The sequence below is a fragment of the Actinacidiphila polyblastidii genome, from assembly GCF_036353415.1.
Taxonomy (GTDB): Bacteria; Actinomycetota; Actinomycetes; order Streptomycetales; family Streptomycetaceae; genus Actinacidiphila; species Actinacidiphila polyblastidii.
The window spans coordinates 260414-273726 of the sequence record NZ_JAZEWV010000002.1; the positions used below are offsets into that span (position 1 = coordinate 260414).

14 protein-coding genes, 1 tRNA gene and 1 pseudogene are annotated in these 13313 nt (G+C 70.3%); 9 read left to right on the plus strand and 7 right to left on the minus strand.

The annotated features are described in order from the left end of the window. Nucleotides 1–4 precede the first annotated feature (4 nt). The 4 genes and pseudogenes from V2S66_RS04450 (at nt 5) to V2S66_RS04465 (ending at nt 3617) form a co-directional block, all read left to right on the plus strand. Nucleotides 5–2203 carry an ATP-binding protein gene (locus V2S66_RS04450; protein WP_330793096.1) on the plus strand — a complete coding sequence of 733 codons (2199 nt, stop codon included), beginning with the start codon at nt 5–7 and terminating at the stop codon, nt 2201–2203. 205 nt (nt 2204–2408) lie between these two features. Further along, a pseudogene (locus tag V2S66_RS04455) lies at nt 2409–2846 on the plus strand (DNA cytosine methyltransferase); the annotation flags it as partial. 76 nt (nt 2847–2922) lie between these two features. Continuing rightward, nucleotides 2923–3423, plus strand: a complete 501-nt coding sequence (locus tag V2S66_RS04460) for a hypothetical protein (protein ID WP_330793247.1) — start codon at nt 2923–2925, stop codon at nt 3421–3423. A 23-nt stretch (nt 3424–3446) separates the two neighbouring features. Continuing rightward, nucleotides 3447–3617: a hypothetical protein gene (locus V2S66_RS04465; protein ID WP_330793248.1), complete on the plus strand. Its 171-nt coding sequence runs from the start codon at nt 3447–3449 to the stop codon at nt 3615–3617. Between the two features lie 754 nt (nt 3618–4371). Here V2S66_RS04465 and V2S66_RS04470 read toward each other — a convergent pair. Further along, nucleotides 4372–4527, minus strand: a complete 156-nt coding sequence (locus V2S66_RS04470) for a hypothetical protein (protein ID WP_330793097.1) — start codon at nt 4525–4527, stop codon at nt 4372–4374. A 544-nt stretch (nt 4528–5071) separates the two neighbouring features. Between V2S66_RS04470 and V2S66_RS04475 the strand changes: the two genes are divergently transcribed. The 4 genes from V2S66_RS04475 to V2S66_RS04490 all read left to right on the plus strand — a co-directional run bounded on the left by V2S66_RS04475 (nt 5072) and on the right by V2S66_RS04490 (nt 9462). Next, complete coding sequence (locus V2S66_RS04475) at nt 5072–5911, plus strand: bifunctional DNA primase/polymerase (protein ID WP_330793098.1); 840 nt, start codon at nt 5072–5074, stop codon at nt 5909–5911. Nucleotides 5912–5913: 2 nt separating this feature from the next. Beyond that, a complete protein-coding gene (locus V2S66_RS04480) occupies nt 5914–7389 on the plus strand; it encodes an ATP-binding protein (RefSeq protein WP_330793099.1) in 1476 nt (491 codons plus the stop codon). A gap of 462 nt (nt 7390–7851) precedes the next feature. After that, nucleotides 7852–8085 carry an excisionase family DNA-binding protein gene (locus V2S66_RS04485; RefSeq protein WP_330793100.1) on the plus strand — a complete coding sequence of 78 codons (234 nt, stop codon included), beginning with the start codon at nt 7852–7854 and terminating at the stop codon, nt 8083–8085. A 93-nt stretch (nt 8086–8178) separates the two neighbouring features. Next, nucleotides 8179–9462 (plus strand): tyrosine-type recombinase/integrase, encoded by a 1284-nt coding sequence (locus V2S66_RS04490; protein ID WP_330793101.1) that lies wholly within the window; start codon nt 8179–8181, stop codon nt 9460–9462. A gap of 74 nt (nt 9463–9536) precedes the next feature. Here the strand turns inward: V2S66_RS04490 and V2S66_RS04495 are convergent. The 4 genes from V2S66_RS04495 to V2S66_RS04510 all read right to left on the minus strand — a co-directional run bounded on the left by V2S66_RS04495 (nt 9537) and on the right by V2S66_RS04510 (nt 11158). Further along, nucleotides 9537–9623, minus strand: a tRNA-Ser gene (locus V2S66_RS04495). A 31-nt stretch (nt 9624–9654) separates the two neighbouring features. Next, nucleotides 9655–10188 (minus strand): nucleoside deaminase, encoded by a 534-nt coding sequence (locus tag V2S66_RS04500; RefSeq protein WP_413966292.1) that lies wholly within the window; start codon nt 10186–10188, stop codon nt 9655–9657. Next, nucleotides 10185–10721 carry a tRNA adenosine deaminase-associated protein gene (locus tag V2S66_RS04505; protein ID WP_330793103.1) on the minus strand — a complete coding sequence of 179 codons (537 nt, stop codon included), beginning with the start codon at nt 10719–10721 and terminating at the stop codon, nt 10185–10187. The genes V2S66_RS04500 and V2S66_RS04505 overlap by 4 nt, the downstream gene beginning before the upstream one ends. 260 nt (nt 10722–10981) lie before the next feature. Continuing rightward, nucleotides 10982–11158, minus strand: coding sequence for a hypothetical protein (locus tag V2S66_RS04510; RefSeq protein ID WP_330793104.1), 177 nt, complete (start codon nt 11156–11158; stop codon nt 10982–10984). Between the two features lie 159 nt (nt 11159–11317). On the opposite strand from V2S66_RS04510, the gene upp reads away from it, so the two are divergent. Next, entirely contained in the window at nt 11318–11953 is a 636-nt protein-coding gene (gene upp / locus V2S66_RS04515) for a uracil phosphoribosyltransferase (protein WP_330793105.1), read from the plus strand. Nucleotides 11954–12059: 106 nt separating this feature from the next. Here upp and V2S66_RS04520 read toward each other — a convergent pair whose 3' ends face one another. After that, on the minus strand, nt 12060–12794 hold the full coding sequence (locus V2S66_RS04520; protein WP_330793106.1) for a LytR C-terminal domain-containing protein: 735 nt from the start codon (nt 12792–12794) through the stop codon (nt 12060–12062). Between the two features lie 21 nt (nt 12795–12815). Further along, nucleotides 12816–13112, minus strand: coding sequence for a type II toxin-antitoxin system VapB family antitoxin (locus V2S66_RS04525; protein WP_093712089.1), 297 nt, complete (start codon nt 13110–13112; stop codon nt 12816–12818). Between the last annotated feature and the right edge of the window lie 201 nt (nt 13113–13313).

Sequence of the window (13313 nt, forward strand, 5' to 3'; positions counted from 1 at the left end):
CAGCATGACCGAGATCATCGACCTGGACGCGCGCAGGGCGCGACCCATACCCGACCTGACCAAAACCGACACCGCCCACGACAGCGGCGACCAGCCACGCGAGGTGCTCGAAGGCGTCGTCATCCCGGGCGGCACCCCCGCCCCGGCGACCGGCGAGACCGCTGTCCGGCCGGAGCGTGGGGCGCGGGTGCGGCGTGCCGTGGGTGTGACGCGGCACGTCATCACCCATGAGCGAACCAAGACCGGTGCCCGCCTGGTCGCCCGACACGGCTCCTACGTGGCCGGCGGCGCGGGCGTGCTCGCCAAGCGGACCTGGGACGGCCGATCCGCCGCGCGCTATGAGCGGATGATGCGGATCGCGGAAGCCGCCGGCAACAGCGAGGAAGCCAAGGAATGGGAGGAGCGCGGACGACAGTTCCGGGCCGCGCGCCACCAGCGGCGCATGGACCTGCTGACCATGCCCGGCCGCGCCGCCAAAGCCCTCGTCGTCGGCACCGCCACCACCGCAGGCGGCCTCCTCGGCTTGGGCATGCTGCTCGCTACCGCGGAGAAGGACCCGGGCCTGGTACTCGCACCGATCATGGTCACGATCGACGCGATCCGCTGGGCCGTGGCGATCGTGACGATCGTGTGGGGCCCTGCACTCTTCCTCGCCCCCTGGGCCGCTTTCCTCGGCCTGTGGAACGTCGGCCGCCTGCGCGGCGCGGCACCGCAGTGGGCGCTTCCCGCACGTGAGCGGGGCGACGGGGAGCCGGTCACCCCCTCGATCGTGGTCAAGGCGCTGCGGGACCTGGGCATCGCCCCTCTGCGGAACGCCATCAAGTCGATGGAGGACAACGGCGCGGGCATGCTCTCCCCGATCGTGCTCGCCGGATGCGGTGTCGAGGTGGACATCACGCTTCCCTCCGGATCGTCCACGGAGGAAGTCCTGAACCGGCGGCGGAAGCTCGCGGAGAACCTCGGCCGCCATGAGCACGAGGTGCACCTGTCGATCGCGCCGGCCGCCCGCACGGTCCGCGCGTGGATCGCCGACAGTGGGGCACTGGATGAGCCGATCGGCCCGTCCCCGCTGGTCATGGACCCCGACATCACCGCGGACTACATCAAGGGCCGCGCTCCGTGGGGTGTTGACCTGCGCGGGGACACCGCGCTGATCAGCCTCTATCAGCGGATGCTGCTCATCACGGGCCTGTCGAACCAGGGCAAGACCGCTTCGCTTCGCGCGCTGGCCCTGTGGCTGGCGCACGACGTGGCGGTGCGGTTCTGGATCGGCGACCTCAAGGGCATCGGCGACTGGCGCATGTTCACCGGGATCGCGGAAGTCCTGATCGAGGGACCGACCGACGACCACGTCATCGACGTGACCGAGATGGCCGAAGCAGGGGTCCAGGAGATGAACCGTCGCCTGCTCGCCCCTGCCGGTAGCACGTTCCCGCCGCTGGTCATCATCGTGGACGAGGCGCAGGTCGCCTACGGCTCCGGCGCGATCGGAGCCGACAAGCGCCCGTATGGCGGGAGCAAGGCCACCTCGCGGTACTTCCAGGCCGTGAAGAAGATCCACGACCAGGGCCGCGCGGTCAACGTCACCATCTGGGAAGGCACGCAAGACCCGACGAACGAGAACCTGCCCAAGCGCTCCCGCGAGGGCAACCACATCCGCGCCTCGCTGGTCCTGGGCACGGAGTCGCAGGCCAGGATGGCGCTGGGAGACAACGCCATCGACGCCGGAGCCGCCCCGCACAAGCTCCGCCAGGGCTTGGACAAGGGCGTCGTCGTGGTCGCGGGCGACGGCATCAAGCTCGCCCCCGGACAGCCCTCGATCACGGTCCGGACGCACTACATCGACGAGGACCAAGCCAAGGAACTCGCGGAGCGGATCAAAGCCCGGCGCGCCGGCGTCGACACCCGCACCACCGCCGACAGCAGCGAGACCGAAACCGTGGACCACCTCGCGGACATCCTCACGGTGATGGGTGACGCCAAGCGGATGCGGACCGACGAAGTCCGGCACGGCCTGGCCACGCTGAACCCCGCCGTCTACGCGCACTGGACCGCGCAGGACCTCACCGCCGTTCTCACCGACGCCGGGGCCGCGCCGTACAAGTCCGGCGGCGTCATGGTCGTGTCCGCCAACCTCGTGCGCGAGGCGATCGACCACCGCGACAACGCGACCGAGGACACCGCCGAGAGTGACGGAGAGTAAGGGAGTCGGTCAGGGAGGCAGGGAGAACTCCCTACCCGCCTCCCTGCCCCCTCCTCCCCGACCTGATCAGCCCAGATACCCACACAGGGAGTCAGGTAGGCGCACCTCTCGGACCTGCGGAAACCCCCGAAAACACGGGCCCCCGGGCATCCCTTTGCCTCCCTCCCTGCACGCAAAGTAACCATTCGGGAGAGGAACAACGCCCATGCACGCACCTCCCGCACTGCGCATCGGATCGGTGTGCACCGGCTACGGCGGACTGGACATCGCCGTCCAGTCCGCGATCGGCGGACGACTCGCCTGGGTCGCGGACAACGACCCCGGCGCCGCCCGCATCCTGACCCACCACCACCCCGGCCTGACCAACTTCGGCGACATCACCGCCCTGGACTGGCGCACCCTCCCCGCCGTGGACGTGCTCACCGCCGGATACCCCTGCCAGCCCTTCAGCACCGCCGGCAAGAGGAAGGGAACCGCCGATGCCCGGCACATCTGGCCCCACATCGCCACCGCCCTTGGCGTACTACGACCCCGCTACGCGGTCTTTGAGAACGTCGCAGGGCACCTTTCCCTCGGACTCGCCGACGTCCTCGCCGACCTTGCCCACCTCGGGTTCGATGCGGAATGGCTGGTTGTACCGGCGTCCGCGATCGGCGCGGCTCACCAGCGCAAGCGCCTGTTCCTCCTCGCCCACCGCCCCGGCACCTGGGCTGCCGGCGGTGGCGGCCCTGCTGCCGACCCCGCGCGCATCGGAGAGGGAGAACCGGCAGACCCGCCGCACCCCCTCGCAGGAGGCCGGAACGCACGGCCTGTCGCTGGCCGCGGAGGTCTGCGAACTGCTGCCGACCCCGCGGGCGACGGACACCGGCACACCGGGGCGGCGCGCGTCGCAGGGCTTCCGGCCGCCGCTGTCGCAGGTGGTGCTGCCGCTGCTGCCGACGCCGCGCGCGACCGCGGAGGGCGGGTCGGTGCGGGCGGACGGGACGCCGTACGGCGAGGGCTACGGCCTGGCGTTGACGGAGGTGGTCAAGCTCCTGCCGACGCCACGTGCGTCGGCCGGGGAGAAGGGCGGCCCGAACCAGCGCGGGAGCAAGGGGGATTTGGCCCTGCCCTCAGCGGCGCACCACACGAGTGGGGCCGCTACGCCCCCGCCATCGCGCGGTGGGAAGCGGTCATCGGACGGCCCGCCCCCGGGGCAGTTGACCCTCTGGGACGCCTGAGCCCCGCCCTCGTGGAATGGCTCATGGGCCTCCCGGCAGGACACGTCACCGCCGTCCCGGGCCTGTCCCGCACCGCACAGCTCAAGGCACTCGGCAACGGCGTCGTCCCCCAGCAGGCCGCATACGCGCTGCGTGTCCTGGTCGACCGCGCCACTGTCGACCAGCCGGTTACCGGCGACGACCGCGCAGCATGAACGAGGGCCGTTGACAGGTGCCGGGCACCGGGTGCCGGGCACCGCGATACCGTCTCGCCGCACCTGCCACGCGGGCCGCGTTGGTCGCAAAATGTCATTTCCACGACGTTGGGATCATGTTGGCCGTGTCACATCTGCGAATCGTTCACGTGATCACAACCCGGAGCAACAGGCTTGCTTTGTCGGCGTCCTCTGGTAAAAGCCCCCTGTGACCAGGGATTCGACGCAAGGGCGCGCTCCCACGCCCGACCGGTACCGCTCCTCCAGACCGCGCCCGCCGGTCGTTTGCTAGGGCATTTGCGCAGGTTGGAAAGCACGACCCACGGAATGGCCGTCTAGCCGGACGTACAGGTTGGTGGCATGATGTGACACCGTTGGCCTCAACACGGGGGGCGCCAACCGTGTTCGCCAGTTCGGAATGCCGTCCGAATGAGCGAGATTCCATGGTCCACGCCCTTCCACGCCATGTGACTCCGGTCACATTCCGTGCTTGCGGCCTGCGGTGATCGCAGCACGTGCAGCCCTCGCCCCAGCTTTCGGCGGCGGGATTCGGTGGCCATGCATGCCCAAATGGGGCACCATGGGCAGCATTCCAGCCCACGTGACCTAGATCACACACAATTGTCGTGGCGCAGTCGCCGCGTACAAAAAGGAGAACGCCCCGCCGCCCGTTGGTTTGGAAGCCCTGGATGGCGAGACGTCTCCGGTCGCTGGAAGTGGCCCTCACTGGTACCCCCGGTGGGGGCCACAGCGGTTACAGGTGCCGGTCGATGAACTGGATCAGGTCGAGCAGGTCCTTACCGACCTTGACGACCGTCATCAGGTATCTCGCAGCCTCGCGCGCCTGCTCTGCGGCGCCCGACCGCTTCTGCTTCTTGCGACCCTCCGCACCCATCTTCTCGGTGGCCACGAGGGCCCCTCTCTCGTAATCGGACGGATGAGACCCGCGTTCGTGGGCCCCCGGGTGGCCCGCGCATCGCCGGCATCCTCGATCCCGAGTTCGGTATCCGCTGATGCTACCGGGCCGCGCCGCCGCAGCAACGCGGACGCCCCACACGTTGTCGTATCGACAAGTCGCCGCGACCAACGGCACCCGGTGCCAACGCCGTTGGGGCCGCAGGGCGCCTTTTTCAGCCTGCCTGCAAAAACGCTGGCGGAGAGCCATCCCCGCATCTATGCACACCGTGCCAGCGACGTGAGCACTGCGGCTCAGATCGCATCCGGATCGGTGCCTAGCCGCACGAAAAAAAATCGCGAGGAGGCGCAACTCCCCCTCCGCATCGCGCGTAGAACGCGATCTCGGCCACAACTCGTCCGCCACGGGCGGCGAACAAGCCTGCGGCGACCGTCCCCCGGCCGAGGAGTGAACGCACCCGTGGGCGGCGACCCCCGGCCAAGGAACGCCACCGCCCACAGAACACCAGCACCTCGTCAAGGAACTGGAGACCACCAGCATGGCTCATCTCAACCACCAGCGCACCGCCCTGCGGCTCGCCGCGGGTGGCGTCCCGGTGCTGCCCCTGCGCGCCGGGAAACTGCCGTTCGGCAACTGCCCCGCCTGCGCCCGCAACGCGTGCGGTGGCCGGCCGAACATGAAAACCCCCGGCCCCTGCACCTGCCCGGCCCCCTGCCACGGTTGGGCCGCCGCCACCACCGACCCCGCCGTCTTGACCTCACCGGCGTGGACGCACGCATGGCGGCACGCCATCCGCGTTGCCTACCACCCCGGCGGCGCCGACCTGACCGTAGTGGACCTCGACAACGCCGAAGCCATCGCCTGGGCACGCGCGACTCTGCCCGCCACGCGGGTCGTGCCGACGACTCGCGGCGAGCACTGGCTCTACCGGGGCATCATGCCGTCCGCCAACGCGGTGCGCCCCAGCGTGGACCTCAAGTCGACCATGGCCTACTCCCGGTGGCTGGGGCCCGGCACCGGGACCGTCACCGCCCTGCCGGATGCCGTGCGGGCCCTGGTCGTGAAGACCCCCGTCCCATTGCTGCCGGTCGCCGCGTGCGTGCCCGCGCCCGGCGGGGCCGGGGTGTGCCCGCACCGCACGCCCGCGTACTTGGAGCGGGGCATCACGATGGCAGAGCAGACCATCACCGAGGCATCCGGCGGGGTGCACACCACGGTCTACCGGACGTTCCTCGCGGTGCTGGCCGCGCACGGCCGGTGCGGCTGCCTCACCGAGACCCACATGGCACGGCTGTTCGCCGCCGCGCAGGCCAAGGGCGAGAGCGTCCGGCACTGCACCGACGCGTGGGCCAACGCCCGTGCACGGTTGGGGGTGTAGCCGTGTCCGAGGACGAGAAGAACCCCGCGCGCGAGGTCATCGCCGAGTACGCGCAGTCGCACTTCCGGTACTTCCGCACCGCCGACGGCACCGTCTACGCGCAGCGCAACGGCCACCCCGTGGCCCGCCCGATCCGGTCGCAGGGCACCACCGGCAGCCACCGGCAGGAACTCATGGTCGGTCTGTTCCGCGACGGGCGCGGCGTCTTCAACGGCACCGCCCTGAAAGAGGCACTGGACCTGATCGAGGCCCTCGCTCTGTATGAGGACATGCACGCCGTGCACATCCGCGTGGCGCCCGGCTTCGACGGGGCCACCTGGCTTGACCTGGGACGCGATGACGGACAGTCGGTGCGCATCCACCCCACCGGGTGGGACATCCTCACCCCCGACCCCCGGGAAGTGTGCTGGCGGCGCACCCAGCTCACCGGGGAACTCCCCGTCCCCACCAAGGACACCGACAGCAAGGGAATCGACCTGCTGCTCCGGCTCTGCAACTTCGCCACCCCGGAGACCGAATGCCTCGCTATCGCGTGGCTGATCGGCTGCCTCGGACCGTCCGTGCCCGTCCCCGCGCCGTTCCTCACCGGGCCGCAGGGCGCGGGCAAGTCCACCGGCGGCCGGATGCTCGTCCGGATCATCGAGGGCATGAGCGGAGACCTGCGCCGCGCCCCGAAGGACGAGGAGAACCTCATTGCCGCGGTGGCCGCCGGGTGGGTGACGGCGCTGGACAACCTGTCCCACATGACGCCGGACCTCTCCGACGCCATGTGCTGCATCGTCACCGGCGCGGAGAACGTCAAGCGCGCCCTGTTCACCGACGGAGACGTCTTCCGCGTCGGCTACCGCCGGCCACTGCTGCTGACCGGAATCGACGTCGGAGTCATCCGCCCCGACCTCGCCGAACGGCTCCTCCCCCTGCGGTTGGACCGACCCACCGTCCGACGGACCGAAGCGGAGTTGTGGGCCGACTACGCGGAAGTGCTGCCGGTCGTCCTCGGCTCGCTGCTCGACCTGACCGTCAAAGTCCGGTCCGCCACCGCGGAGACTCCCACGGACCTGCGCATGGCGGACTTCGCGCACCTGTGCGCCCAACTCGACGCCGCAACCGGTCTCGGAGCGCTGGCCGCATACCGGGCCACCCTGGACGACTTGAACGATGACGTGATCGAGGGCGATCTCCTCGCGCAGACCGTCCTCGGCTACGCCGAGACGATCGCGCCGGGGACCGCAGAGCGGATGACGTCCACCGAGTGGCTGCACGCCCTCAGCCGCCTCCACAGCGGCGAGGAAACCCGTCCCCTGCCCAAAGGCTGGCCGACCACCGGCAAAGTCCTCTCAGACCGCCTCAAGCGCCTACAACCCACCCTCGCCGCCCGCGGCGTCATCATCGACAGCGGCCGGACCTTCGAGGGCCGCTACCTCGAAATGACCCGCCCCGCCGGCCCGCCACCGCCCGAGCAACAGCAAGCGTTCTGACCGCCGTACGGGCGGACAAGCAAGAAGAGCACCAGCCGCGCCGCCCGGGTGCTCCTCTTGCTGTTCGGCCCCACGGGCCGCCCAAAGGTCGCGCCGCGCAGCGGCTCCTTCATCACGCTCGAAGGCACACCCGACCACTACAGGACACCCCCCTCGTTTGTCCTAAGAGGGGAAACGCTGCGTCATGTGCGTCATACAGACCGAAAAACCGGCCCCCACCTGCGGCAACGACCATGACGCAGACGGAAAGCCCTGCGTCATGCTGCGTCATGTGCGTCATGGCCTGCGACATCCATGACGCAGCCCATGACGAAGCCATGACGCAGACCCCCACCGCTGCGTCATGCAAACCCGCAGGTCACAAGCCCGCATGACGCACATGACGCAATGACGCAGAAATCCGCACCTAGGACAAGCGCGCCCTCGAACGGGCCGGCCGGACACCACCGCCAAGGAGCCGCAGTGACCACCGCCATCACCGAGTTCCCCAGCGAGACCAGCATCACCCACCCGGAGTTTGTTCTGCTCACAGTCGAAGAGGCAGCCCAGCGACTCCGGATCGCCCGTACGACGTGCTTCGCCCTCATCCGCTCGGGAGCGCTGGAATCCGTGCGGGTCGGCTCGCTGCGCCGCGTCCCGGCCGAAGCCCTCCCGGAATACGTCGCACGGCTGCGCGAGACGCACCGAGCCGCCTGAACCCCCTACAGCTACACACCTGCGGTGGCGGTGCTCCCAAAGGGGCCACCGCCACCGCGTCTTGGTGCCTGTCCACAACCTTGGAAGTGACCTGTGGAAGAAATCCCGAAGCGCACCCGGCGACCGAATGGCGCGTCGTCCATCTATGAGGGCAAAGACGGCAAGTGGCACGGAAGGGTCACCGTCGGTGCCAAGGATGACGGCACGCCGGACAGGCGTCACGTAGAGCGCAAGACGGAAGCGGGGGTCATCAAGGCCGTTCGCGAGCTGGAAAAGCAGCGGGATGGCGGAAAGGTACGCAAGCCCGGCAAGCGCTGGACCGTCGCCTCATGGCTCGAACACTGGGTGGAGAACATCGCCGAACCGGTGGTCAGCGTGAACACGATCGCGGGTTACCGCGTGGCCGTACGGGTCCACCTGACGCCGGGTTTGGGTGCACACCGGCTCGACAAGTTGGAGCCGGAACACGTCGAACGCTTCTACGCGAAGATGAAGGCCGGAGGGAGCAAGCCCGCCACCGTCCACCAGGTCCACCGAACGTTTCGGACCGCCCTAAACGAGGCAGTGCGCCGCCGGCACATCACCGAGAACCCCATCAGGCTCGCCAAGCCGCCGACGCTCGATGAAGAGGAAGTCGAGCCCTACACCCTCGAAGAGATCTCGCGCCTACTCGATGCGGCAGCGGATCGTCGGCACCCGGTGCGCTGGTATCTCGCCCTCGCTCTGGGGCTCCGCCAGGGCGAGGCGCTGGGACTGCGGTGGTCGGATGTGGACCTGCCGAATGCCGTTCTGCGCATCCGCCGCAGTCGACTGCGGCCGAAGTACGCGCACGGCTGCGGCGGGACCTGCGGGAAGAAACACGGGGGCTACTGCCCGGAGCGACAGCCGATCCGGCCGGCCGCTAAGGGCACCAAGTCGCGGGCAGGAAAGCGCACCATCGGCCTGCCTCCGCAGATCGCCGCCATGCTGGAGAAGCACCGGACGGCTCAGGGAATCGCCCAGAAGGACGCTCGGCAGCTCTGGACCGCCGTACACGAAGACGACGACTGGGTGTTCACCGATGCCCTCGGCAAGCCGGTCAATCCCCGGTTCGACTACGACGAGTGGAAGCGTCTCCTGCGGGCCGCAAAGGTGCGGGACGGGCGGCTGCACGACGCTCGCCACACCGCGGCGACCGTGCTGCTCATCCTCGGCATCCCGGACACCGCCGTGGACGGCGTGATGGGCTGGGAGCCGGGGGGAGCGATGCGGCGCCGCTACCAGCACCTGACCGACCCCGTGTTGAAAAACATCGCCGATCGGCTCGGACGGACCCTGTGGGGCGGTTCGGACGACGGCGACGACGGCGCGGCCGGAGCCCTCGTACCGGCTAAGTGAGACGGAAACTGAGACGGGACGACAAAGAGCCGACCGGAGAAATTTCTCCGGTCGGCTCTTTGTCCTGCTCAGAGCGGTAGCGGTGGGATTTGAACCCACGGAGGAGTTGCCCCCTCACACGCTTTCGAGGCGTGCTCCTTAGGCCGCTCGGACACGCTACCGAGAGAGAGCTTAGCCCACCGGGGGCAGTGGTCAGTAATCGGTTGGGCGGAAGAAGCGGGTGAGGAGGGCGGCGGACTCGGTGGGGAGGACGCCGGCGATCACCTCGGGGCGGTGGTTGAGGCGGCGGTCGCGGACCAGGTCCCACAGGGAGCCCGCGGCGCCGGCCTTGGGGTCGGGGGCGCCGTAGACGACCCGGTCGAGGCGGGACAGCACGATCGCGCCCGCGCACATCGTGCACGGCTCGAGCGTGACCACCAGCGTGCAGCCGGTGAGCCGCCACTCGCCCGCCCCGGTCGCGGCCGCCAGCGCCGCGGCCGCGCGGCGGACCGCGAGGACCTCGGCGTGCGCGGTCGGATCGCCGGTGGCCTCGCGTTCGTTGCAGGCTCGCGCCAGCACCGCGCCGTCCTGGCCCAGCACGACCGCGCCCACCGGCACGTCGCCGGTGAGCGGGGCGCGCTCGGCCTCCGCCAGGGCCAGCCGCATCGCGGGCGCCCAGGGATCGCGGACCGGGTCCCCCGGGGCGTCGCCCGGGGGAGGTCCGGGGAGATCGGAGGAGAGCGTCAGCGCACGGCCTCCAGCACGTCGGCCGCGCCGATCGCGTCGGCGATCTCGCCGAGCGCCTCACCGGTCAGCGCCCCGTCACCACTGAGCGCCAGCAGGTCGGAGGTGCTCATACCGAGGTCCGCCAGCAGGTCGGTGTCGCCGAGCGGGCCGATCGGCACATGGTCGTCCGAGGGACCCGGCACGCTCTCGTCGTCGTTGTCCTCGCCGTCCTCGGTGCCGTCGAGGTCGACCAGGTCGTCGAGGTCCTCCGGGTCGCGGCCCAGCACCTCGTCGGTGAGCAGGATCTCCCCGTACGAGCTGCGGGCGGCGGCTGCCGCGTCGGACACGTAGATCCTGGGGTCCTCTTCACCGTCGACCCGGATGACGCCGAACCAGGCGTCCTCCTGCTCGATGAAGACCAGAACCGTTTCCTCCTCGTCGCCGGCCGCACGGGCCAGTTCACTCAGATCGGCGAGGGTTTCCACATCGTCGAGATCGGGTTCGCTCGCTTGCCAACCGTCCTCGGTGCGCGCGAGCAGTGCGGCGAAGTACACCGTGACTCTCCCACAGGTCTCAGGCTGTCCGGACCGGGCGGGCTGCTTGCGGTCCGTGAGGGCCTCGATGATGTTCTGATGCCCTCACGATGGTCCCACCCATCGGCATCGTGGCAGAAACCCGGGCTTTGCGAGAGGTCTTCGCCACCGCGACGTGCCAGTTCTTCGTCACTTCCGGGTAAATACCCGATCCCGGCGGACCCCAGGAGCCCTCCCGCGGGGCCCGTCTCCCGGTCGGCGGCCTGCGTGAGGGCGCTCTCTCACCAGCGGAAGGTGCGCATCCGCATCTGCTGCCGCATCCGGTTCGCCCGGGCGCGCCGCGGCTGCACCCGCTCGCGCAGCGCCTTGGCCTCGTTCAGTTCCCGCAGGAAGAGCGCACGCTTCCTGCGCCGCTCCAGGTCGCGCTCGTCACGGTGCCTGTCAGGAGTGCCCGCCATACGCGATCACCGTCCCACCGGTTCGGTTCACCCGGGAGGCGCACCGGGCGTATGGGCTCAGCTTCCCTCGGATGAGCGGTTTACCCCACAGCGGACGCAGAAGGCGGCGGGTGACGGGGGCCGGGCGCACCCCCGCGGGGTCCGGATACAGTCCTCCTCATGCGTCTCCACGTTGTCGACCATCCCCTGGTCGCGCACAAGCTCACCACCCTGCGCGACGAGCGCACCGACTCCCCCACCTTCCGGCGGCTCGCCGACGAGCTGGTCACCCTGCTCGCCTACGAGGCGACCAGGGACGTGCGGACCGAGCAGGTCGACATCCGCACCCCGGTCGCGCCCACCACGGGCGTACGGCTGTCCCACCCGCGTCCGCTGGTCGTGCCGATCCTGCGGGCCGGGCTCGGCATGCTCGACGGCATGGTGCGGCTGCTGCCGACCGCCGAGGTCGGCTTCCTCGGCATGGTCCGCGACGAGCGGACCCTGGAGGCCAAGACGTACGCGACCCGGATGCCGGAGGACCTCTCCGGCCGCCAGGTCTACGTGGTCGACCCGATGCTGGCCACCGGCGGCACCCTGGTCGCCGCGATCCGGCTGCTCATCGAGCGCGGCGCCGACGACGTGACCGCGCTGTGCCTGCTCGCCGCGCCCGAGGGCGTCGAGGTGATGGAGCGCGAGCTGGCGGGCAAGCCGGTCACGGTGGTCACCGCCGCGGTCGACGAGCGCCTCAACGAGCACGGCTTCATCGTCCCCGGCCTCGGCGACGCCGGCGACCGCCTGTACGGCACGGTCGCCTGACCGCCTCCCGGTGACACGGTCCGCCCCCGGACGCGGCTCGCGCGCCCGGGGGCGGTCTCACGACGTCATGCGACCGGCAGGCCGTCGTCGGTGGCGGTGGCGGAGGTCAGTGGCCGGAGGTCCCGCTCTTCGCGCCGCTCTTCGCCCCGCCCTTGGCGGGGCTCCTGCCCGTGGCCTTGCCGGCGGACGCCGGGGTGGCCGGCGCGCACACCGGCTTCGGCGGCGGCGGGTTCGCGGCGGCGACGCGGGCCTTGGCGGCGTCGGCGGGTGAGGCCAGCGCCGCGAAGCCGTTGCCGATCAGCAGGTCGACCCCTGCGCCCTTGCGGGCCGGATCGATCCGCACCGAGGAGCCCACCACCTGCGTGCCGGCCTCCCGGGCCGCCGCCTCACCGGCGGGACCGGCGACGATCAGCGCCGTCTGGGTGACCTTCTTGTCGTACGGGGGCTCGGCGTTGCCGAACCGCGAGACCTTGAAGCCGCGTTTGGCCAGCTCGTCGGCGGTGGACTTGGCCAGGCCGCCGCGCGCCGTCGCGTTGAGCACGTTCAGGGTGACCCCGGACGGCTGAGGCATGGGCGCGGGCTTGCCGGTGGCCGTGGGGGTCGGCGCGGGTTTGCAGGACGCGGGGTTCTGGGGCGCGGCGTTCGCCTTGGTGTCGCCGTCGTCGCCCTTGAAGACGTGGAACAGCTGGACGGCCCCCCAGCCGAACAAGCCGAGGACGACGACCGAGGCGATCACCGAGGCGAAGATCCGGCCGCGCCGCCGGGGCCGGCGCATCCGCGGGTAGGCGTTACCGGTGACCCGGTACTTCCCGCCCATTCCGGAGGGGGTGAGCATGCTCATGAGCGCAGCGTAAGCGGATTGTCAGTCCATCTCCAGGACCCGGGCGTGGAGCACTTGACGCTGCTGCAGCGCGGCGCGCACCGCCCGGTGCAGGCCGTCCTCCAGATAGAGGTCGCCCTGCCATTTCACGACATGGGCGAAGAGGTCGCCGTAGAAGGTCGAGTCCTCGGCCAGAAGCGTCTCCAGGTCGAGCTGTCCCTTGGTGGTCACCAACTGGTCCAGCCGCACGGGACGGGGGGCCACGTCCGCCCATTCGCGCGTGCTGACCCGGCCGTGGTCCGGGTACGGCCGCCCGTTTCCGATGCGCTTGAAGATCACACGGAAAGCCTACCGGCCCGGCTTGTGCGGGCGCAGCAGTGGCGCTCCGATGCGATCGTGGCAAAAGTGACATAGTCGCATCAAGCGGTGGTCCTGATGTCGGAAGTCCCCCGGACGGCTGCGGCAACAGGGGTGACGGCGGTGGCGCCGGTGGCGCGGGGCGGCCGTGAGAGAGCTTCCGCTGTCGCTCCCCGGAGCCGG